Origin of the sequence: Virgibacillus siamensis (genome assembly GCF_039522605.1) — a bacterium.
GTDB lineage: Bacteria > Bacillota > Bacilli > Bacillales > Amphibacillaceae > Lentibacillus > Lentibacillus siamensis.
Map to the genome: position 1 here is coordinate 163,681 of NZ_BAAADS010000012.1, position 20,985 is coordinate 184,665.

Annotated in this window: 26 protein-coding genes and 1 other annotated feature; of the genes, 24 read left to right on the plus strand and 2 right to left on the minus strand. The window is 40.6% G+C overall.

All coding sequences use genetic code 11. The features are described from left to right. Positions 1-242 precede the first annotated feature (242 nt). The 13 genes from ABD010_RS08910 (at position 243) to ABD010_RS08970 (ending at position 9,143) form a co-directional block, all read left to right on the plus strand. A complete protein-coding gene (locus ABD010_RS08910) occupies positions 243-641 on the plus strand; it encodes a peroxiredoxin family protein (protein WP_343812216.1) in 399 nt (132 codons plus the stop codon). A gap of 349 nt (positions 642-990) precedes the next feature. Beyond that, positions 991-1,287: a rhodanese-like domain-containing protein gene (locus tag ABD010_RS08915; RefSeq protein WP_343812218.1), complete on the plus strand. Its 297-nt coding sequence runs from the start codon at positions 991-993 to the stop codon at positions 1,285-1,287. 113 nt (positions 1,288-1,400) lie between these two features. Further along, positions 1,401-1,805 carry a DsrE/DsrF/DrsH-like family protein gene (locus ABD010_RS08920; RefSeq protein WP_343812220.1) on the plus strand — a complete coding sequence of 135 codons (405 nt, stop codon included), beginning with the start codon at positions 1,401-1,403 and terminating at the stop codon, positions 1,803-1,805. 19 nt (positions 1,806-1,824) lie between these two features. Continuing rightward, positions 1,825-2,955: an MBL fold metallo-hydrolase gene (locus ABD010_RS08925; protein ID WP_343812222.1), complete on the plus strand. Its 1,131-nt coding sequence runs from the start codon at positions 1,825-1,827 to the stop codon at positions 2,953-2,955. A 61-nt stretch (positions 2,956-3,016) separates the two neighbouring features. Then, complete coding sequence (locus tag ABD010_RS08930) at positions 3,017-3,244, plus strand: sulfurtransferase TusA family protein (RefSeq protein ID WP_343812607.1); 228 nt, start codon at positions 3,017-3,019, stop codon at positions 3,242-3,244. A gap of 50 nt (positions 3,245-3,294) precedes the next feature. Then, the gene (locus ABD010_RS08935; protein ID WP_343812224.1) at positions 3,295-4,080 is read left to right on the plus strand and encodes a sulfite exporter TauE/SafE family protein; all 786 of its coding nucleotides are present in this window, start codon (positions 3,295-3,297) and stop codon (positions 4,078-4,080) included. A gap of 230 nt (positions 4,081-4,310) precedes the next feature. After that, positions 4,311-4,571 (plus strand): metal-sensitive transcriptional regulator, encoded by a 261-nt coding sequence (locus ABD010_RS08940; protein WP_343812226.1) that lies wholly within the window; start codon positions 4,311-4,313, stop codon positions 4,569-4,571. 42 nt (positions 4,572-4,613) lie between these two features. Continuing rightward, the gene (locus ABD010_RS08945) at positions 4,614-5,180 is read left to right on the plus strand and encodes a class I SAM-dependent methyltransferase (protein WP_343812227.1); all 567 of its coding nucleotides are present in this window, start codon (positions 4,614-4,616) and stop codon (positions 5,178-5,180) included. A gap of 138 nt (positions 5,181-5,318) precedes the next feature. After that, complete coding sequence (locus ABD010_RS08950; protein ID WP_343812609.1) at positions 5,319-5,975, plus strand: hypothetical protein; 657 nt, start codon at positions 5,319-5,321, stop codon at positions 5,973-5,975. Further along, entirely contained in the window at positions 5,962-6,720 is a 759-nt protein-coding gene (locus ABD010_RS08955) for a cytochrome c biogenesis CcdA family protein (RefSeq protein WP_343812229.1), read from the plus strand. The genes ABD010_RS08950 and ABD010_RS08955 overlap by 14 nt, the downstream gene beginning before the upstream one ends. A gap of 18 nt (positions 6,721-6,738) precedes the next feature. Beyond that, positions 6,739-7,344: a peroxiredoxin family protein gene (locus ABD010_RS08960; RefSeq protein ID WP_343812231.1), complete on the plus strand. Its 606-nt coding sequence runs from the start codon at positions 6,739-6,741 to the stop codon at positions 7,342-7,344. A gap of 37 nt (positions 7,345-7,381) precedes the next feature. Next, on the plus strand, positions 7,382-8,065 hold the full coding sequence (locus tag ABD010_RS08965) for a response regulator transcription factor (RefSeq protein WP_343812232.1): 684 nt from the start codon (positions 7,382-7,384) through the stop codon (positions 8,063-8,065). Continuing rightward, on the plus strand, positions 8,058-9,143 hold the full coding sequence (locus ABD010_RS08970; RefSeq protein WP_343812234.1) for a sensor histidine kinase: 1,086 nt from the start codon (positions 8,058-8,060) through the stop codon (positions 9,141-9,143). The genes ABD010_RS08965 and ABD010_RS08970 overlap by 8 nt, the downstream gene beginning before the upstream one ends. Here the strand turns inward: ABD010_RS08970 and ABD010_RS08975 are convergent. Together ABD010_RS08975 and ABD010_RS08980 are read right to left on the minus strand one after the other, a co-directional pair. Continuing rightward, entirely contained in the window at positions 9,140-10,027 is an 888-nt protein-coding gene (locus ABD010_RS08975) for an ATP-grasp domain-containing protein (protein WP_343812236.1), read from the minus strand. The genes ABD010_RS08970 and ABD010_RS08975 overlap by 4 nt on opposite strands. Further along, entirely contained in the window at positions 10,020-10,931 is a 912-nt protein-coding gene (locus ABD010_RS08980; RefSeq protein WP_343812238.1) for an ATP-grasp domain-containing protein, read from the minus strand. Before ABD010_RS08980 ends, ABD010_RS08975 begins: the two co-directional genes overlap by 8 nt. Positions 10,932-11,025: 94 nt before the next feature. Here ABD010_RS08980 and ABD010_RS08985 point away from each other — a divergent pair, with 94 nt between their 5' ends. The 11 genes from ABD010_RS08985 to rplU all read left to right on the plus strand — a co-directional run bounded on the left by ABD010_RS08985 (position 11,026) and on the right by rplU (position 20,984). Then, positions 11,026-12,330 (plus strand): bifunctional folylpolyglutamate synthase/dihydrofolate synthase, encoded by a 1,305-nt coding sequence (locus ABD010_RS08985; RefSeq protein ID WP_343812240.1) that lies wholly within the window; start codon positions 11,026-11,028, stop codon positions 12,328-12,330. 117 nt (positions 12,331-12,447) lie between these two features. Then, on the plus strand, positions 12,448-13,371 hold the full coding sequence (locus tag ABD010_RS08990; RefSeq protein WP_343812242.1) for an SPOR domain-containing protein: 924 nt from the start codon (positions 12,448-12,450) through the stop codon (positions 13,369-13,371). 198 nt (positions 13,372-13,569) lie between these two features. After that, positions 13,570-14,259 carry a RadC family protein gene (gene radC, locus ABD010_RS08995; RefSeq protein ID WP_343812244.1) on the plus strand — a complete coding sequence of 230 codons (690 nt, stop codon included), beginning with the start codon at positions 13,570-13,572 and terminating at the stop codon, positions 14,257-14,259. Between the two features lie 231 nt (positions 14,260-14,490). Further along, on the plus strand, positions 14,491-15,528 hold the full coding sequence (locus tag ABD010_RS09000; RefSeq protein WP_343812246.1) for a rod shape-determining protein: 1,038 nt from the start codon (positions 14,491-14,493) through the stop codon (positions 15,526-15,528). Between the two features lie 12 nt (positions 15,529-15,540). Next, on the plus strand, positions 15,541-16,428 hold the full coding sequence (mreC, locus tag ABD010_RS09005; protein WP_343812248.1) for a rod shape-determining protein MreC: 888 nt from the start codon (positions 15,541-15,543) through the stop codon (positions 16,426-16,428). Continuing rightward, the gene (gene mreD / locus ABD010_RS09010; RefSeq protein WP_343812250.1) at positions 16,428-16,970 is read left to right on the plus strand and encodes a rod shape-determining protein MreD; all 543 of its coding nucleotides are present in this window, start codon (positions 16,428-16,430) and stop codon (positions 16,968-16,970) included. Before mreC ends, mreD begins: the two co-directional genes overlap by 1 nt. 30 nt (positions 16,971-17,000) lie before the next feature. Then, positions 17,001-17,687, plus strand: a complete 687-nt coding sequence (minC, locus tag ABD010_RS09015) for a septum site-determining protein MinC (protein WP_343812252.1) — start codon at positions 17,001-17,003, stop codon at positions 17,685-17,687. After that, complete coding sequence (minD, locus tag ABD010_RS09020) at positions 17,680-18,477, plus strand: septum site-determining protein MinD (RefSeq protein ID WP_343812254.1); 798 nt, start codon at positions 17,680-17,682, stop codon at positions 18,475-18,477. Before minC ends, minD begins: the two co-directional genes overlap by 8 nt. Positions 18,478-18,885: 408 nt before the next feature. Then, positions 18,886-19,665 carry a peptidoglycan DD-metalloendopeptidase family protein gene (locus tag ABD010_RS09025; RefSeq protein ID WP_343812256.1) on the plus strand — a complete coding sequence of 260 codons (780 nt, stop codon included), beginning with the start codon at positions 18,886-18,888 and terminating at the stop codon, positions 19,663-19,665. After that, complete coding sequence (locus ABD010_RS09030) at positions 19,649-20,515, plus strand: site-2 protease family protein (protein ID WP_343812258.1); 867 nt, start codon at positions 19,649-19,651, stop codon at positions 20,513-20,515. The genes ABD010_RS09025 and ABD010_RS09030 overlap by 17 nt, the downstream gene beginning before the upstream one ends. A 70-nt stretch (positions 20,516-20,585) precedes the next feature. Beyond that, positions 20,586-20,662, plus strand: a sequence feature (ribosomal protein L21 leader region). Positions 20,663-20,675: 13 nt separating this feature from the next. Continuing rightward, a complete protein-coding gene (rplU, locus tag ABD010_RS09035) occupies positions 20,676-20,984 on the plus strand; it encodes a 50S ribosomal protein L21 (RefSeq protein ID WP_343812260.1) in 309 nt (102 codons plus the stop codon). The last annotated feature ends 1 nt before the right edge of the window (position 20,985 follow it).

Here is a 20,985-nt window from a genome sequence, read left to right on the forward strand (position 1 = left end):
GTTTATGAGGTTTGGTTGGAAGTAAATCCTGTAAGAGCATGTATTGAATAATATTAATCAATACATGCTTTTTTGTTGTCCAGGAAATTATAAAATTTTGTAGATGTGGATAATGCACTTGCTCCTAATCAGCCACGTCCAGCTCCAGCGCCCAGTGACTAGCAAACTTCACACTTCCTCACTACGATAAGTCAACATCGGTTCGCTTTCAGCTCACCGTGTTTCCTTTATCTCATTGCGGAGTGCTCCAGTTTGTATTAAAGACACTTGAAGGAAAAACGGTAAGTCTTTCAGATTTTCGGGGCAAACGTGTTATTGTCAATTTCTGGGCTACATGGTGTCCGCCATGCCGAGCTGAAATCCCCGATTTTCAAAAGCTGTATGAAAAAAAAGATGTGAAAATTCTAGCGGTGAATTTGACGGATACGGAAAAAAGCAAAAAGGATGTAAGTACATTCGTAAAAGAATTTGAAATGACATTCCCTGTTTTGATGGATGTGGATTCTGATGTTGCTGAAATGTATCAGGTACAGGCATATCCGACTTCTTATATAATTGATTCCAGTGGTCACATACAATATAGGGCATTAGGTGCAATGAATTATGAACTTATGATTCAGGAACTTGCAAAGATAAAGTAGATAAACTTTTTATAGTAAAAAATTTGAATATATGTTTGACAAAATACATATGGGGGTATATAGTCTTACTAGAAGGGTTCAGCAAAGATGCGAGCCCTATTATTAAACAATAATAAATACCCATACAGGTATATGTAAGTGAAAGAGGGGGTGATCAATCAATAGAGGGTAATAAGAAAACTACATTTGTTCGCATATAAGTATAAAACCTTCTTCCTTATAGTGTGGTTGCAGCCAACGTTGGTGTGGCAGAAGAAAACAATGTCAGTTTATTTAATTACCCCTAGCCGTTTGTACTAACAGTTTAAAGTGGTCTGAAGATAGAAATATTTTAGGAGGATAATCAAAAATGAAAGAAATTAAAACAAACGAACTGGCAGAAAAAGTAAAAGGTGGAAGTGAAGTAAATATTATCGATGTACGGGAAAAGGATGAGGTCATACAAGGAAAAGTCCCTGGTGCAAAACATATTCCGCTTGGGGAGGTACCAAACCGTTTTGGTGAATTGGATAAAAGTCAACATTATTATTTGGTTTGCCGCTCAGGTGGTCGAAGTGGCAAGGCGTGTGAATTTCTTGAGAATCAGGGATTTGATGTGACGAATGTTGATGGTGGCATGCTCGCCTGGACGGAAGATGTGGAGTAATGAAGGAGGTATTGTTTATTGACACCAGCAGCAGATAAAATGTGTTGCCGGGTATGGCTGAACGGAATGGCTCGACAGAAAAATACACGAAATAATTCAAGGAGGAACAAACAATGAAAAATAATAATACACGAGTAGCGATAATAGCAGCAAATGGAGGTATGTTCGACGCTTATAAAGTATTCAACATAGCAACGGCAGCCGCAGCATCCGACAAAGAGGTGGGGATATTCTTCACATTTGAAGGACTGAACCTGATTCATAAAGAAACTCATAAAAAACTGCCGATGCCGGAAGGAAAAGAACACTTTCAGGAAGGTTTTGAAAAAACGAACGTTCCATCTATCAGTGAATTACTTGAAATGGCCCAGGAACTTGGAGTGAAAATGATCGGATGCCAGATGACTATGGATGTTATGAATTTGGAGAAAGACAATTTTGTGGAAGGCATTGAAGTCGGCGGTGCAGCGTCTTTTATTGAATTCGCTAAAGATGCTGATATTTCACTAACATTTTAAACAGCGGGAGGTTAATGGAATGACTAAGAGTATTACAACAAAAGAACTGGCAAAACGTATTGTCAACCGCGAAAAAATGCTTCTATTGGATGTCCGGAACAAGGATGAGTTTGATAATTGGAAAATAGAAGGGGACAGTGTTGAAATAATTAACGAACCTTATTTCAATTTACTCGATGGGGTTGATGCTATCGCGGATAAAATAAACAAGGACCAGGAAGTAATCGTGGTTTGTGCCAAAGGCGGATCATCAAAAATGGTCAGAGATCTGATGGAGGAAGAAGGATTCACCAACGTTTATGATCTGGAAGGTGGAATGAAATCCTGGAGTGAACATTTGGAGCCGATTAAAATAAAAGACTTGAATGATGGTGGAGCTCTTTATCAATTTGTCCGCCTGGGCAAAGGTTGTTTGTCATATATGGTTGTTTCCAATGAAAAAGCAGCTGTAATCGACGCTAATCGTATGACGAATATCTATGAAAAGTTTGCTGAAAAGAAAAATGTTTCAATTGAGTATACTGTTGACACACATTTGCATGCTGACCATATTTCAGGGAGCCGTCAGCTAGCAGAAAACTCCGGTGCAACGTATCTTTTTCCACCTAAGGATGCTGAAGAAGTGATGTTTGACTATACACCACTTCAAGAAGGTAATGATTTAGCAGTCGGTAAGACTACCATTGAGGTTCAGCCAATTTATTCACCGGGTCACACTTTCGGAAGCACATCTTTGATTATTGATGATAAATACTTGCTGACCGGGGATATATTGTTCGTGAAATCCATTGGACGCCCTGATTTGGCTGGGAAGGCTGAGGAATGGGTTGGCTATTTACACGAAACCTTATACAGCCGCTATAAGGAATTGTCAAAAGACTTGATTGTATTGCCTGCCCATTATTCTTTTGTGGAAGAGCTTGGTGAAGACGGCAGTGTTCAGGCGCGATTGGGAGACCTGTATGAGCGTAACTCAAGCTTGCGGGTGGAAGATGAACAGGGGTTTCGTAAAATGGTGACGGAGAATCTACCCCTTCAGCCAAATGAGCATGATAATATCCGTCAGACCAATATGGGTAAGATGAATCCGGAAGAAGAGAAACAGCGTGAAATGGAAACAGGACCGAATCGTTGTGCGGTGCACGGCTGATATATCATGGATGACAGCCTTGTATCGCTCGAAAATAGCAGAAACGAAGGAGGAAATAATGATGGAAGCAGTTAAAGTATTGGATGCTAAAGGAATGGCATGCCCGATGCCGGTTGTAAAAACTAAAAAAGCAATAGAACAAATTGATTCAGGTGAAATTCTGGAAGTGCATGCAACAGATAAAGGATCTAAAAGCGACTTGGCAGCTTGGACAAAATCTGGAGGCCATGAATTGGTCGATCAAACGGAAGAAGGAGACGTCCTGAAATTCTGGATTAAAAAAGCCTAGCGGGAGGATACTTTGTCAGGGCTCCCTTTTTTTGCGAAGGGAAGTTGGTTATGGAATACGGTTTAATGGTTATTATCATTATTTTTCTTATCGGCTTTGTCGGATCTTTTGCTTCGGGAATGGCAGGCATCGGCGGAGCAATTATTAATTTTCCAATGCTGTTGTATATCCCTGCCGCTCTGGGGGTGACGGATTTCAGCTCCTATGAGGTATCCGGAATCACTGCTGTCCAGGTGCTGTTTGCTACCATAGGTGGTGTTTGGGGATACCGAAAAGGAGGTTATTTAAACAAAATTGTCATTGCTTACATGGGAATCAGTATATTAATTGGGAGTTTTGCCGGAGGTTATATATCCTCCCATATGACGGAGGGAGGAGTTAATTTTGTATATGGCGTATTGGCATTACTTGCTGCCTTCATGATGTTTGTTCCTAATAAAGGATTAAATGAGACAGCTTTTAATACAGAGAATTTCAATAGGTGGATTGCTGCTGCTCTGGCATTGTTTGTAGGTGTCGGCGCCGGAATTGTTGGTGCCGGAGGGGCATTCATTTTGGTGCCGATTATGCTGGTTATTCTGAAAGTCCCGACGAGGATGACAATTGCATCATCATTGGCGATAACATTTCTCTCATCCATTGGCTCAACTGCAGGTAAAGTGTTGACCGGACATGTATTGTTTGTTCCGGCAGTTATTGTAATTATTGCCAGTTTAATTGCATCCCCGCTCGGTGCAAAAGTCGGTAGGCGGATCAGTACGAAATTATTACAGCGTATCCTCGCCATATTAATTCTGGCAACCGCTATTAAAATCTGGCTGGATTTTTTAAATTAGTTTTTTAAAACAAGCTGCGTTAATGGAAATGGTAAATGATGCATCATGAAAGGAGATTGAAGCTGATATAGAAAATAGACATAAAGGCTTGGCAACTGCCGGGATTTCTAATTAATATTAATACCCCTGTGTGTATAATGGAGTCTGTGAAAACCTTATGTTATGATGGGCTTAGCAAAATTCGTTTATGTGAAAAATAAATGAAGTCTGAAGAAATGGGGTGACCTAAAATGGAATATGATGATCAGGTGAAAAACAGAATAAAACGTATTGAAGGTCAAGTCAGGGGATTGCTAAAAGCAATGGAAGAAGGAAAGGAATGCCGAGACGTAGTGAACCAGATGACAGCCGCCAGAAATGCGCTCGATCGGACAGCCGCGTTGATTGTCAGCAGAAATCTGGAAGCGTGTATTCGTGAGGAGAAAGAATCCGGCAAAAGTTCAGAAGACCTTATTAAGGAAGCCGTAAATTTGCTTGTAAAAAGCCGGTGACTGACCGCTGAAAGAAATGGATAGCGTGAAAGGAGATAAAAAATGACTGATAAACGTTTTAACCCGGAAAAGGCACATAAGCTGATGAGTGCCGATCGCAGACAAAAGTTACCGCCTGAGGAGGTAATAACATACTTCAATTTAGATCGAAATGACAGGGTAGCTGATCTTGGTGCAGGTACAGGATACTTCACCATTCCTATGGCAAAACGAACAAAAGAGGTTTTTGCAGTAGATATTGAACCAAAAATGTTGGGACTGTTGAAGGACATTGCTGGGGGAGAGCAGGTTGATAACATTCACTATGTTGAAAGCGACTTGGATCATATTCGACTGGATGACAATTCTGTCGATAAAGTTATGATTTCATTCGTTATTCATGAGGTGCCTGATATCAATCAGACACTCCGCGAAATAAAACGGATTTTGATACCGGGAGGACAGCTGTTCATGATTGAGTGGGAAGCCGTTGAAACGGAATCTGGACCGCCATTGGATCACCGAATTCCTTCTGAGGATATGCTAAGGTCATTGGATAATAGTGGCTTCGAGGCGGAATCGATTCAATTGAACCCGGAAAATTATGCATTCAAGGCTCTGTCCAAATAAATATCTGATAGGCAATGGAGGCAGTTGATTTAATCACGCCTTCATTGCCTTTTTCTTTTAAAACTATTATATTCATCAAATTTTCACATTGGCCGTGTAATATTTGGTATGAGTACGATTGGGAGGAATTATTCATTGGTGATAGCAAGTAAATTAATGTCAATCGGGATCATGGTTTTCAGTATCGGGATTGGATTTATTACGTTGATTATTTTTGGCGGTTTGATAAAGGAGCAACGGAAACTTTATCTGGAGGAAATGCTTTCACAGTTTATTAATCTGATTCTCTTTGTCTGGGCAGGAAAAATCATATTAAACTTTTCTGTTTTCATTACGGATCCTATGTCTGTACTGGCATATCCCAGTGATTCAAATTCATTTTATCTGGCCGTATTTTTCAGTGCAGTTCTGTTTTTTTATAAGTCTTCAAAGTGGGATTTGGATACGCTGTTATTCCTGGAATCTATCCTGCTTGTCTTATTGATGGCGTCATTTACATATGAATTTATCCAATACATATGGTACGGCAATCAATTTGCATTCGGGTATCTGATTTTACTGGCTGTTCTCTTGCTGGTGTTTATTTTTTCCCGGAATCGTTTCACACCGGCTGCGTTAATCCTTGTTATATTGACGGTCTGGTGTCTTGGAGTGTTCTTATTGTTGTTTATTCAGCCATTTGTTACCGTATTTGGATACATGATTACGCCATGGTTCTTGGGTCTTTTATTCGTTGGCGGTTTTTCATATATTTTTATTGTAAAAGAAAGAGGAGATAATAATGGGTGGAATTGAAGCAGATACAATGTTAGTTGTCGGAATGTTTTTGGCGGTAGGCGCAGGTGCTTTGTCCTTTTTGTCACCATGTGTGTTACCTATTTTCCCGGCTTATATGTCGTATATTACCGGAATCAGTGTGAAAGAATTGCAAGGCGGCAAGAATACGAAAGTACGCCAGAAGCTGTTAACTCATTCGCTCATTTTTCTGTGTGCAGTTTCCCTGGTATTTATCAGTTTGGGCGCAAGCGCTTCCTTTTTAGGACAATGGGCGCAGGACTTGCTTGTGGGTGAATCCGGACTGCTTATTCAGCGAATTGCAGGAATCTTAATTATTGTGATGGGATTTTTTGTTGCTGGCTGGATTACCATTCCATCACTGATGAAAGAAAAACGATATCAGTTTTCCAAAAGGCCGGCCGGATATCTCGGAACATTTTTTATTGGATTGGGTTTTGCGGCAGGGTGGACGCCATGTATAGGACCGATTTTCGGATCAATTTTGCTTTTGGCTGCAAGTAATCCCGGTCAGGGAGTGTTTTACACGATCATGTATGTAATTGGTTTTTCGTTACCGTTTCTGTTGTTGACGTTTTTTCTTGGTTCAACTAAATGGATTGTCAGACACAGCCAGATGATCATGAAAGTAGGGGCAGTAATTATGATAATTATGGGTCTGGTGCTGTTTTTTGGACTGATGCCGCGTATTACTGGTTTTCTGCTTGATCTGGTGGAAGGTACATGGTTATCTGAATTAGGATAATAAGGAGGACAATGATTCGTGAAAAAATCAATTTTTGTTGTGATAATTGTTGGAATGTTCGTCTGGGCAGTCTATGATTTTGCAAGCTCTACGGAAGAAACAGCTGAACCATCAACTGAAGAGGCTGCATCTGGTTACCAATCTGAAACGGATACCACTTCGTCGAGGGAATCTGCAGAAGGAGCTGAAGAAACCGGTGTAGTCGGCCTTGATGTGGGAGATATTGCTCCGGATTTTCAGTTGAAAACACTGAAAGGGAAAAAGGTAAAACTGTCTGATTACAGGGGCAGTCCAGTCATGCTTAATTTCTGGGCTTCGTGGTGTCCTCCTTGCCGCGCGGAAATGCCGGATATGGAAAAACTTCATCAAAATAAAGACGTAACCATTTTAGCAGTTAATCTTACAAAATCGGAATCCGGTAGGGGGGACGTGAAGGATTTTGTACATAAATATAATGTAACCTTCCCGATTTTGATGGATGAACAGGTAGAGGTTGCGGCAATGTACCAGATTCGACCGATTCCCACTACTTTTATGATTGATTCTGAAGGAATAATCCGGTTTAGAGCATTTGGTGCAATGAATTATGAATTTATGGTTCAGGAGCTTATGAAAATGAATTAATTCCTGATTATAGTACAATTGAGCTTGAGGTGGTCTGGTGAAACAAACGATTTTGGTGATTGAGGATGACAAGATGATTCGTGAACTAATAACGATTTATCTGAGAAAGGCGGGATATGAAGTTGTTGAAGCTGCTGATGGAGAAAAAGCCAGACAAGTTTTTTTGACGTATCATCCATGTTTGATTGTGCTTGATTTAATGCTTCCGAAAATGAGCGGTGAAGCATTCTGTGAATGGGTGAGAGAGCAGGAGCGGAATGAAGTGTCCATTATCATGGTTTCCGCAAAGGCGCGCACAAATGATAAAATCAACGGATTGAAAATGGGGGCGGATGATTATATTACGAAGCCTTTCGATCCGGATGAACTGGTTGCACATGTTGAAGCTGTCTTACGAAGAACGGGACAATTTTGCCAAAAAATAGCGTATGGGGGACTATGTATAAAGCCGCGCAAAGGCGAAGTATTGCTTTTTAACAAACAAGTGCAGTTGACGAAACACGAATTTAATTTGCTCTACTTTTTTATGGAGAATCCAAATGTTGTCCTATCAAGGGAAGATTTGATTAACCAGTTGTATCCATATGCCGATAAGTCAATACTGGACCGTACAATTGATGCACATATCAAAAAACTCCGGGAAAAAGTTGAAGACAAGCCGTCGCAGCCTAAACGAATTCTGACTGTAAGGGGAATGGGGTATAAATTTGCCGATGAATAAATTTGGAAAATCGTGGTTGCCAAAACAATTCCTGTGGCGGTTGTCCATCACCAATATGATTGTGATAACGGCATTCATCTTACTTAGCGGATGGTCCATTTATAATGCGGCCTGTTCGCTGGCTGATGGATTGGGCGCGATGAATGAACAAAAGCAGGAAAGGTTTAACGCCATCCTTTTTCAGTATCTGTGGATTTTCAGTGCTGCTGCAATCGTAACAGGAAGTTTGATTCATTTTTATATCACAAGAAAATTAATTGGGCCAATACGAAAACTGATTGAGTCCACCAAAAGTATGAAAACAGGACACTATCCGGAACAAATCGAGGTGAAATCCAAGGATGAAACCGGACAGTTAGTTGGACATTTTAATGATTTGGTTCATCAGTTAAAAATGAATGAACAGCATCGCCAAAAAGTTATTTCAGACTTGTCGCATGAGTTCCGGACGCCATTATCTAATTTAAATGGTTATTTGAATGCATTAAGCAAAGGTGTGATTGACGGCGATGCAACATTATATCAGTCACTCTATGAAGAATCAAATCGGCTTGCTGGCATGGTTAAGCAGTTGGAGCAATTAAAGGAGTGGGACTATATTTCAAATCAAACATTTTTGGAAAAAAAACCAGTTGACATGAATCTTACTCTCACACAATCAGTTGAAATGTTTTATTGGAGACTGGAAAATGCGGGCATTTCAGTGGATGTGCATGCAGATCATGGTGTTGTCAATGTGGATAATAGTGGTATATCGCAGGTTATCGATAACCTGCTTGATAATTCTGTTCTATATTATCATGGGACTGGTCCGATTTTTGTTGAAGGGAAAAAAATGGACACGGAGTACAGGGTGTCAGTGGCTGGTCCGGGCCAATCGATTTCTGTTGAAGACCTGGACAGGATTTTTGAACGGTTTTACCGGACAGATAAATCCAGAAGTTATTATACAGGCGGAACGGGACTGGGTCTTGCTATCTCAAGGGAAATAATTGAACATCACGGCGGAAAAATGGGCGTACAGTCAAAGGAGGATGTCCATACGTTTTGGTTCAGACTCCCCCTTTGGAATCATTAGTCGTTCGTACGCAGCGTCCTTTGCGGCGATAACCCGTTTTTAATATGGGAAACATACTTTTCCAAAATGTTACGATCACTGATAGCACTCAACGTACGTGATCCGACTACATCTTCTATTTCATTGAACAGCAGACTTCCACTTTTGGTAATCAAAAAGTCAATCCCGACCATTCCGAAATCAAAGTAATTAATTATAGTTTGAATCATTTCCAGTTCATTAGTCCTTAATGGGTACCAAGAGGCAGATCCACCCAATTTGAAGTTTGAACGAAAGTCTGTGGAACTTTCCCGCAATACGGCGCCAACTACCTCTTTACCGACCACAAAAACCCGGACATCCTTGCCAAATTGAATGGAATTGGTTGACTGGACAATGGTCTCACTTGATAGAAACGTTGAAAAAGCAGCTTCCCATTCCCGTCTGTTGTCAATCTTATATACCTGCTGGCCGCCACGTCCGTCAGCCTCTTTTAATACAACCGGAAAGGAAAAAGGTGACATCTGGGGCTTAATTCCCTTCTTAAAGAAGACGGTATCGGTCATAGGAATCGAAAGTTTATTTAGGTGAAAATGGGTTCGTGCCTTATTGTTGCATATTTCTGACACTGCCGATGAATTATGTACCTTTATTCCCAATGATTCCAGAAATTTGCTGAGTAACGGATCTATTGTACGGACAACGGCAAAATCCGGAATTTGTACAGGTTTATAATTGACTAGAACCCTTTGATGGTTATCGATAATACCTGTAGTAATCTCTTCCCGCATAATTAATCGTAAAGATAAATCCTGTTTGTTTGATTCATGAATAAACCATTCAATAAACGGTTTATTCTGATCAGCATCCTGTTTGCGGTAAATTAACCAGCCCTGTTTATTCATTTTTTCCCCTGCTTTCTATGTCCTTAAGAATATGATCCATCATTGAGTCGGCAACATTAATACCGGTACAATCATAAATATTGCGAATGTGGGCATTTGAGTTTATCTCACAAATGAGTGGATTTTCATTGGGTCCAAATAGTAAGTCGATCCCGGCAAACGCTGCACCGATAGCTCTTGCGGCAGCAACCGCCAATTTTTTTTCTTGTGCCGATGGTTGATATGACCGCATTGTTGCCCCAGCGGTCACATTGGCACGGAAGTCGTCCTTTGCATGTCTGGTCATAGCCGCGACAACTGTATTACCAGTAACGTGAATTCGAACATCTTTACCATAACTGGTTGAGACGAACTCCTGCAGAACAAACGGTTTTCCTTGCAGTTCCGTTAATTTAGTATACATTTCCTGTTTATTATGTACGAGGTAAACCTGTTCACCGAATGATCCAAAGGCCTCCTTAATAATCATGGGATAACCCAATTTGTTGATCGCTTCATTATAATCATTTGGGTCAAAAGCCGCCGATTGTGCAAACATTTTTGGTGCAGTAACAGTTTTTGGAATCGGCAATTTGTGAGCAGCCATTGTTTGATATGCAGCAATTTTGTCGTCACTGATTTCAATTGTCCGCGCACTGTTAAACACACGGATACCCATTAATTCAAGCTGCCGTGCCAGATAGATATCTTTATCCGTGAAAATAACAAATTCAGGCAAATCTATAGTTGAATGGCGGATAATTTCCAGAGTGTTGCGGGTTAAATATGTTAGTACCTCATTATTTTTGATGATTTTTGTTTGGACTTCCCGTCGTGCTGCAGCGGCCTGAATCCATTCAGCAAAGTCAAGAAACTTATTTCCTGGTAAATACCCATTGTAAATAATCCATCCCCGTGGGTTCATCGTAAAATTTTCCTTTCTCATATTCAATTTGATTTTTTTCATTGATATACTTATTCTAGTGTTTATGATACTAAAAGAAAAGCGGTGTACATTTATGTTCAGTGACTTTCAGCAGGTAGAGGACTTTTTTGACGAAAGAAAAATATATGGAATGAAACCGGGCTTGGATCGCATACGAAAACTTCTTCAAATGTTGGGGAACCCGCAAAATAAAGTCAGGGCAATACATGTTGCAGGTACTAATGGGAAAGGTTCGACAGTCTATTTTTTAAAAAATGCATTAATCGCGAATGGGTATAATGTCGGTGTGTTCACATCCCCAAGTCTGGAGGGAATAAGAGGACATATTATGAAAAATGATGCGATACTCCCGGAAGCTGATTTTATTGAGGTAATGAATATAATCCTTCCGTTTGTTGAAAAATTGGATCAGGCAGATAATTACCCAACAGAATTTGAGATTATTACAGTCGCAGCATTGATTTACTTTGCGGATAATGTTGACATCGCACTGATTGAAGCTGGAATGGGTGGCAGAATGGATACGACAAATTGTTTTATCCCGATGATATCTGTGATAACAAATGTCGAAGAAGATCATATGGCGTTTCTTGGCAAGACAAAAAGTTCCATTGCCTATCATAAAGCAGGAATTATTAAGGAATTTAAGCCAGTAGTAGTCGGAGAAATGGATACGGATGCCTTGAAAGTTATTGAGAAAGAAGCAATGGAAAAAAAGGCACCGGTTTATCAGTTTTTGCGGGATTTTAATTACTTACTTACAGAACACCACCTGGCCGGAATGTCATTCGAATGGATTAAAAATAGTGGATCCAAATGGAACGTAACGCTAAATATGGACGGCGAACATCAGGTGAAGAATGCATCTCTCGCCATCATGGCGCTTACCGAGCTTGAGCAGTGCGGGTATGAACTGGATTGGCAAAGATGTCTGCTGGGACTTTCCCGTACAAGGATTCCCGGCCGTTTTGAGCATATCTGTCCATCGATGGTACTGGATGGAGCACATAATCCTGCAGGTATAGATGCGTTTATCAGGACGCTTTCGAAAGACAATACGGAAAACAAACATCTGATATTTGCAGCTTTTCGTGACAAAGATTTGAGTAAAATGCTTGGAAAACTCAGCGCTCACTTTTCGACAGTGACAGTAACAACCTTTGTTCATCCAAGGGCAGCTTCTTGTAATGAACTGCTGACAGCTTCCCATCAAGACAATTTGAAAGTGATGGGAAACTGGAAAGAGGCTATTGACTTAATACCGGAATCGGATCCGTCTTCCTGCTGGTATGTGACCGGGTCATTACACTTTATTGCCAGCGTACGAAATTATGTAGTTCATAAGCAGGAATATCAGCAAAGATGGCAGAATGTATAATTTGTCCATTACAATCATATTCTGTTGAGAAGTTTTTTGGTAGAGTGACAAATATCATCTTACTTTTTATACCTCCTGTGCTAGAGTTAAACAAACTAGCATATGGAGGGGAATTGATTGGGTAAAGATAAACCAATAATCATATGGATGAATGGAAAAAAGACGCGGATGGCACGTAAAGATAATTCTGCAGAAAATGAGACAGACAGACAACTCCATAAAAAATATGCTGCTGCGGCTTCTGAGGACTCAGACGAAGCAGACCAAATCCCTGCTCTTGTCCGTAAGCAAACTCCGGAACACGGACATTTCTTTCAGCACAAGAACAAGTTCAGCGCTTTTAAACCTTTGCTTATTGCTATATTTTCTGCATTGTTAATAGGAACTGGAATGGGGATTTTTATGCTGAATATGTTTGTCGATATTGACAATAGCTTGGCGCAGCAAAATGACGGAAATTCCATGCATGGCTTGGCAGCAGGAGATAATGAAAATGGAAGTGAAAGTGCCGACACGGCAGGTACTGTAGAGACAGTTAAGCCAATTAGTGCCTATGTATTGCAGGCGGGGGTGTTCAGTGACAAGGAAAATGCCCGTGTAATGGCTGAATCTTTCAAAGAGGCCGGATTTGCTGCCATGATCTGGAAAAAGGACAGCCAATACTTTGTGTTTTCAGGGATTGCAAGTTCTGAAAGTGAGGGTGAACAGATTGCGGAAAAATTAAAGTCGAATAATCTTGAGGTCTATGTAAAAAAATGGACTACTGATGAATTTAAAATCACAATGAGTGATTCGACAGCTGATTGGCTGCACAAGTTCCGACAGCAATGGAACTCGTCTGTGGAGGCGTTAAGCACAGGGAAAACCGTATCAACAGCTAAATGGAATGATCTAATGGCAGCGGGTCCGGACAATAAATCTGCTGTTGGTAAGTTTGTGCAACAGGCTGGGAAGAATCTTGACTCATTATCAGATGGTGACTGGGGAGGACATGCAGCAATGCTGCGTTTGTGGGAGGGGCTTGCTTCCTTGCCGCAATAGGTTCAGTTTTTGTCAGTTGTTTGTACGAATTGGTATATTTGTATTTTGGCAGGTGGGAACGGTTCGAAAACGCTTTTTCCTTCCTGAGAAATTTTCGTTATGGCCAGCTGCTTATTACTGGAAATCCTAAAATCATAATTTGTCCGGGGTGTGCAAAATAGGTACTATTAAGCTAACCATACGCGAGGAGGATAAATTATGACATCATCAACGATTATGATCAAGGATGTACCAAAAGAAGACCGTCCCAGGGAACGAATGCTGAAATTGGGTGCAGGTCATTTATCAAATCAGGAGCTTTTGGCTATTTTATTGGGGAGCGGGACAAGGGAAGAGTCCGTCATGACTTTATCCAATCGGCTGCTGATGCATTTTGAAGGGCTAAACTTATTAAAAGATGCAACGATTGAAGAGTTGACGTCCATCAAAGGGATAGGAGCCGCCAAAGGGGTCCTGCTATTGTCAGCAATGGAACTTGGCAGAAGGATGAGTCAATATAAACCTAACGAAAGATATGTGATTCGCTCACCTGAAGATGGCGCAGATTATATTATGGAAGAAATGCGCAATCTTAATCAGGAACATTTTGTTGTCCTTTTTCTAAATACTAAAAATCAGATCATTCACCGGCAGACTATTTTCATCGGCAGTTTAAATGCTTCCATTGTTCATCCCCGTGAAGTATATAGGGAGGCGGTAAAACGCTCCGCTGCCTCTATTATTTGTGCGCATAATCACCCTTCCGGCGACCCCAGCCCCTCCCAGGAAGATATTCATGTTACAAGACGTCTTGTCGAATGCGGTAAAATGATCGGTATTGAATTACTTGATCATTTAGTGATTGGCGACCGGAAATTTGTATCTTTAAAAGAAAAAGGTTATCTGTAAACACTATCTATTTTCGTGATTTTTTCGTATAATTGAATAGAGTAATGACATGATGGCGCCAGTTTTCTGAGGAAAATGAAATTGGCGCTTATTATGATTGAAATTATGTCTGTTATCATGTGTTTATAAAAATGTCATATATCGATTCCGGATTGCATCGATCAGGATTAATAGATATAGTAAACATTACATAAAACTAACGAATTCGTTTTTTGGAAAGGAAGATTTTTTTTGGGAAGATTCAGTTTATCTCAGGATCTTGGGATTGATTTGGGAACAGCCAATACACTTGTGTTTGTTAAAAATAAAGGTGTTGTTGTACGAGAGCCTACTGTTGTGGCGAAAAACATGCAGACTGGTGATATTGAAGCGGTGGGAAGTCAGGCACGAAACATGATCGGAAGGACTCCGGGGAATATTTCCGTTGTGCGTCCGATGAAGGATGGCGTCATTGCTGATTATGATACAACAGCAATATTAATGAAATATTATATAAAAAAAGCGATGAAGAACCGCTCATTTTTCGCCAAAAAGCCGAATGTTATGATATGTGTTCCATCAGGAATAACGATGGTAGAAGAAAGAGCAGTTATTGATGCAACAAAACAAGCTGGAGCAAAGGATGCATTTCCCATTGCGGAACCTTTTGCTGCAGCTATAGGTGCGGGGCTTCCTGTTTGGGAGCCAACCGGCAGTATGATTGTTGATATTGGTGGTGGGACAACTGAAGTAGCCGTTATTTCACTGGGCGGAATTGTGACAAGCCGTTCAATCCGCAAAGCCGGTGATAATATGGATGAAGCAATCACTTTTTACATCCGAAAACATTATAATTTGATGATTGGAGAGCGCTCAGCAGAGTCAATAAAGATGGATCTTGGTACTGCTGGTGAAGTGACGGAAGATATTGAAATGGATATTAGAGGTCGTGATTTGCTTACGGGACTTCCAAAGACGATTACGATCACTGCAAAAGAAATTGCAGTTTCGTTGCGGGATACAGTGGAATCGATTGTCAATGCAGTCAAAACAACCCTGGAAAAAACACCTCCAGAATTGTCTGCGGATATTGTGGAACGCGGTATTGTATTATCTGGAGGCGGGGCTTTATTGCGAAACCTGGATAAAGTCATCAGTGAAGAAACAGAGATGCCGGTATTTGTTGCCGATGATCCATTGGACAGTGTAGCTATCGGAACAGGTAAATCTTTGGAATACATTCAGCACTTCCGCTCCCATCCGAATGTATCTTCGCGCACGACAGAGTAGGAAGGTGTCTGTATGCCATTTTTTCAAAAAAAACGATTATTCATCCTGCTTATTGGTATTATTGTTCTTGTTGCACTAATCGGATATTCCTTGCAGGACAAACGGAATTTGACAACTCCGGAGCAGTTTATAAAGGACACTGTTGGATGGGCACAAAGTGTAATACATACACCGGTGAATTTTGTAACAAATATTTTTACCAATATAGACGACCTAAAAGACACGTTTGAGGAAAATAAGGTATTGCGTAATAAACTGGCACAGTATAAAACGCTGATTTTTGAGGTGCAGGAATTAAAAAAAGAAAATAAAGAACTCCGGAAGATGCTCGATAAAACGGAGTCGGGTTCAATCAGGGACTTTAATCCGATTCAGGCAACCGTCCTTTCACGCTCTCCTGAACGATGGATTGAGCATGTCACCATTAATAAAGGTAAACAGGACGGTGTAAGGGAAAACATGGCAGTGGTTACTGCCGGTGGAATGATTGGAAAAATACAATCTGCATCACAGTTTACCTCTACGGTACAGCTGTTGACCGGTTTTGATCAGTTTAACCGGATATCAGCAACCATATCACGTAAAAAAGGTAACGATGTTTTTGGTCTGATTCAGGGGTTTGATAAGGAATCAGGTAACTTGCTGTTTAAAGTTATCGAAGAATCTGAGAAGAACCTGAAAGAAGGAGAAAAAGTGGTCTCCTCAGGTATGGGGGGAGTGTTTCCGGCTGGGCTGTTTATCGGCACAGTTCAGGAGGTCAAACCCGACAAATACGGGTTGACCAAAACTGCTTTGGTTAAGCCGGCTGCTGATATGTATGAAATTAATAATGTCATTGTTGTTGATCGTGTTCTTGAAGAACATGAAAGTTCCAACCAATCAGGAGAGGAGGAGGAATAATGAAACGGTTAATTATTCCTTTCATCCTGTTTCTGCTGTTTATAATGGAAGGTGTAGCTTTGGAGTTGCTTCCTGCTTCTCTCGTAACAGGTGATATTGTAATTGTACCTCACTGGATCCTGGCTTTTCTGGTGATGATGGCTGTTTTCCATGATCGGGAGAATACGTATATGTCCATCTTGTACGGTCTGATTTTTGGATTTTTGATTGATATAGTTTATACAGGTGTATTAGGTGTTTATATGTTCACGTATGCTGTTGTAATCTATATCGTTCATGGCCTGACCAAACTGCTGCATGCTAATATATTCGGTGTAACGGTGCTTGGAATAGTAGGGCTGGTACTTGCGGAGGCCTTGATAAATGTTGTTTTTTCATTTGTAGGGCTGTCTGAAATGGAGTGGAGTATGTATTTAGTATATCGGATGCTCCCGACAGTATTGGCCAATTTGCTGTTTCTGCTGCTCGTGTACCCTTTTATGAGTAAATGGCTTGTTGATTGGCAGCAGGACAACTTACGCGGTAATTCCGTTTATTTATGACTGACCAGGTCTTTAATGAGGTGAAATTGAATGCCGGAAAATAGGCAAATGATATCGATTAAAGGAACCAACGAAGGACTTACATTATTTATAAATGATTCGTGCTCCTTTGATGAAGTAATGGATGAACTGAAAGAAAAACTATCGGTTTATCAGCCAAATGATGATGAACCGGAAGTAGCTGTCACAGTAAAGTTAGGTAATCGCTACCTGAACGAACAGCAAAAAAACCAAATAAATGAATTAATCAGCAAAAATAATAATTTTATCGTCCAGGCTTTTGATTCTGAAGTTGTTCGGAAAAATGATGCCATCAGCTGGAAGGAAGAAAGTGATGTCAAAACAGTCCACCGTATTATCAGATCCGGACAGGTTTTAGAGGTAACAGGTGATTTATTGTTGATAGGGGATGTTAATCCCGGCGGCAGTGTGGTGACGACCGGTAATGTTTTTATTATGGGAAACTTGCTGGGAATGGCACACGCTGGGGCAAATGGTGATCAAAATGCGGTGATTGCGGCATCGTACATGAAGCCTGGACAATTGCGTATTGCTGATTATATAAGCCGAGCTCCGGATTACGAAACGGAGGGTGTATATATGGAATGCGGTCTTATTGATGAAGTCCAGGACAAAATAGTCATTGACCGGCTGCAGGTTTTGTCGCGAAAACGAAAAGATTTAAGCGGGTTTGAAAGGAGAATTCAGAATGGGTGAAGCAATCGTTATTACTTCCGGTAAAGGCGGAGTCGGTAAAACGACGACAACCGCCAATATCGGTACTGCATTGGCGTTGATGGGCAAAAATGTTTGCTTGATTGATACGGATATCGGCCTGCGGAACCTCGATGTTGTTATGGGCTTGGAAAATCGAATTATCTATGACATAGTCGACGTTATTGAGGAAAGGTGCAGGCTGAAGCAGGCTTTAATTAAGGATAAACGGTTTGAGTTTTTGTCACTGCTTCCTGCTGCACAGACAAGTGATAAATCTGCAGTAACATCGGACGGCATGCGAAAGGTTGTTGATCAGCTTAAACAGGAGTATGATTATATCGTAATTGACTGCCCGGCGGGAATTGAGCAAGGGTTTCAAAATGCGATTGCCGGTGCTGATCAAGCTATTGTAGTAACAACACCTGAAAAATCCAGTGTCCGGGATGCGGATCGTATTATTGGATTACTGGAAAATGCAGATGTTGAATCTCCAAAACTGGTAATCAATCGAATCCGAAATCATATGATGAAAAATGGAGATATGATTGATATTGATGAAATTATCCAAATTTTATCAATCGATCTAATTGGTATCGTTGTTGATGATGATGAAGTAATAAAGGCATCCAACAGCGGTGAACCGATTGCATTTCAACCCAATTCAAAACCCTCTATCGCATATCGGAATATTGCGAGGCGGATTTTGGGAGAAACTGTCCCGCTTCAGTCCCTCGAAGAAGAAAAGGGAATGTTTAAAAAAGTAAAAGAGTTTTTCGGGATACGTTCATAATAGAAATGATGAAGGTTTGGGAAAAGATCTTTATTAAAAGAGAAATCGACTTAGCTTGAAATGGTTTATCAAGCCGCTTCGGAAATATAATTCGCTTTTACTGCCAGCATAAGTGGGATATTAGCTCAAGAAAAATCACTTTCGCTGTGTTTTCATTTCCGGGGGCGGCTGCTGAACCTTCTTGTGCTCTCATGTTGGCAAAGGTTTTGGTGAAGCAGCACTTCACACTGACACACTGCGAAGTCTCATCTAGACGTTAGCCCCCTCCGTGTTTCCTCAGCTAAATTTTAGTATAGTCTGTTTTTTTAGGTTACACATTTTGGTTTTTCTCCATTGTATGTTTTTCTATCATATCTTATTTGCTTGTCTCATAAACTTTACAAAAGCTTGGTGAGGGTTGTGAGGAATATGAGCAAAGGGATTAAGCAAGTCAGAAAATCGATAAACCAGCGTAAGCGGATGCGAGGGCTGAAGCAACAAGACGGGGTATCATCAAAACCGGTTGTTCCGCCATTTCCAGAGGAGGAAGAGAAACATGGGTATCTCCCGATGTTTCATGATAGCACAGCGAAAAACTGGTCATCGGGGAAGGCTGATAAGCGGATTTCGGCCTTTGTTGTGAAAGCGATGTTTTCTGTTATGCTGTTTATGGCGGTTGCCTTGTTATTTAGGGTAGAAGGTGAATGGTTAACCGAACCAAAAGAATGGACAAGCAGTGTCCTGACCGAAGAATTTCCGTTTGCCAGTGTAAATAACTGGTACCAGGAAACATTTGGCCAGCCTATGGCGGTAGCTCCAAATCAGCAGACGGTGGAGTCTGGAACATTACCACTTGCAATGCCTGTGGCTGGAAGTGTTTCTGAGTCATTTCGGGAAAATGGGACTGGCATTATGATTAAACCCGGTGAGCAGACGGAAGTTAGTGCCTTACGGGAAGGAGTGGTGATTTTCGCCGGGAATGATACCGAAACAGGGAAAACGATCATTGTTCAGCATGCAGATAACAGTAAAACAACGTATGGGTATTTGAGCGAAATAAATGTTCATTTATATGAACCTGTGGATGCAAAGCAAAAACTTGGAACATTTAAACCGACCAGCGAGAAAAAGACAGTTTACTTTGCTATTGAAAAAAATGATACATTCATTAATCCGGTACAGGTGATTAAAGTTGACGAGACTTCATAACTTATTTCCGGAAATAAGATTGCATCCAATTTTATTAGTCTTTATTATTATTTCATTTCTGACTGGTACATTCGTTTCGTTATTTGTTATTATGACAATCGTTTTGATCCATGAACTGGGTCACTACTTGATGGCGGTCTTTTTTAAATGGCGGATCAGGAGGGTGATGATCTGGATATTCGGTGGCGTGATGGACACGGATGAACATGGAACAAAACCATTGTATCAGGAAATACTTGTGACTATCGCGGGTCCTTTTCAGCATGTACTTATCTATTTGCTGCTGCTGTTGTTTTCACAACTGCAATTCATACCACATTCACTTGTTGAATTGGCGTCTTTTTATAATACCATTATCCTGTTATTTAATTTACTCCCGGTCTGGCCGTTGGATGGTGGAAAACTTTTATTCCTGTTCCTCTCATCCGGACTTCCATATCGGAAAGCATACAATTGGGTAATACTGTTTTCCATGTTTGTATGTATTCTTGGAATAATTGTTCAATTGTTTTTGGTTTCTTTTACGCTTAGTTCCTTCGTGTTGTTTCTGTTTTTGCTGATGGAAAACAGAACAGACTGGAAACAGCGGTATTATGTATTTATACGATTCTTGTTAAGAAGGTATTATGGTCAAGCCTATGTGAACGGAGTTTTGCCGATTGAAGTCCCGCACACTTGCGGGATGATGAACGTCTTCAGCAGGTTTCACCGTGAAAAAAAACATTCCATCTATATTACATATCCTGGGTCAATGCGCAGGTCAATTGATGAAATGGACTGTCTGTACAGTTACTTTCATGAACGAAACTTTCGTAAAACGATCGGGGAAGTGACCAGCAATCATAGTTAAATGATTGCGTGCTGCATCTTGACAAGTGCTTTCACAACATGGTAATATCAATACGTTATTCATCGTAGTACCAGTGCTACAACCGCACAAAGCAGGTTATTAAATTCGATGCTTCGAATACCTGTAATGGCGAGTCTGAGTTAATTAAGGAGGTGCAGGTATGTACGCGATTATCGAAACAGGTGGTAAACAGGTAAAGGTTGAAGAAGGACAGGAAATTTACGTTGAAAAAGTTTTAGCTGAGGCAAATGACGCTGTAACTTTTGATAAAGTTCTTTTCATCGGTGGAGACGATGTGAAAGTCGGAGCTCCTTACGTAAGTGGGGCAACTGTCACTGCTAAAGTTGAAAAACATGGCCGTCAAAAGAAGGTTACTGTTTACAAATATAAGCGCAGAAAGAACTATCATCGTAAACAAGGTCACCGTCAGCCGTATACTAAATTAGTAGTTGACAAAATTAATGCATAAA